The sequence below is a fragment of the Mesorhizobium sp. M2A.F.Ca.ET.039.01.1.1 genome (assembly GCF_003998035.1).
Classification (GTDB): Bacteria; Pseudomonadota; Alphaproteobacteria; order Rhizobiales; family Rhizobiaceae; genus Mesorhizobium.
On the sequence record NZ_RZRY01001417.1, the window covers coordinates 1 to 623 of the forward strand.

The 623-nt window shown below is 65.2% G+C and carries 1 protein-coding gene; it reads right to left on the reverse strand.

From position 1 onward, the window contains the following. Positions 1-580: ATP-binding cassette domain-containing protein (locus EOA24_RS40190; protein ID WP_133375071.1), on the reverse strand; the 580-nt coding region annotated here is incomplete at its 3' end. Between the last annotated feature and the right edge of the window lie 43 nt (positions 581-623).

Here is a 623-nt window from a genome sequence, read left to right on the forward strand (position 1 = left end):
GGTCGAGATGGTTCGATGGCTCGTCGAGCAGCATGACGTCGGGTCGCATCAACAGGATGCGTGCCAGCGCGACGCGCATCTTCCAGCCGCCTGAGAGCTTTGAGACGTCGCCGTCCATCATCTCCTGGCTGAAGCCGAGCCCGTCCAGCACCTCGCGGGCGCGGCCGTCCAGCGCATAGCCGTCGAGCTCCTCGAAACGGTGCTGCAATTCGCCGTAGCGCTCGATGATTGCGTCCATCTCGTCGGCGCGCTCGGGATCGCCCATGGCGTGCTCGAGCTCGCGCATCTCAGCCGCCACCGCGCTCACCGGCCCCGCGCCTTCCATGACCTCGGCTACGGCGCTCATACCGCCCATGTCGCCGACATCCTGGCTGAAATAGCCTATGGTGACGCCGCGATCGACCGAGACCTGGCCCTCGTCCGGCTGTTCCTCACCGATGATCATGCGGAACAAGGTCGTCTTGCCGGCGCCGTTCGGGCCGACCAGCCCGACCTTCTCGCCCTTCTGCAAGGCGGCCGAAGCTTCGATGAAGACGATCTGTCGGCCGTTCTGCTTGCCGATATTTTCGAGACGGATCATGGGGCGGTCCGGGAAACTGCGCTGATGTGGCGGGATTTGGCCC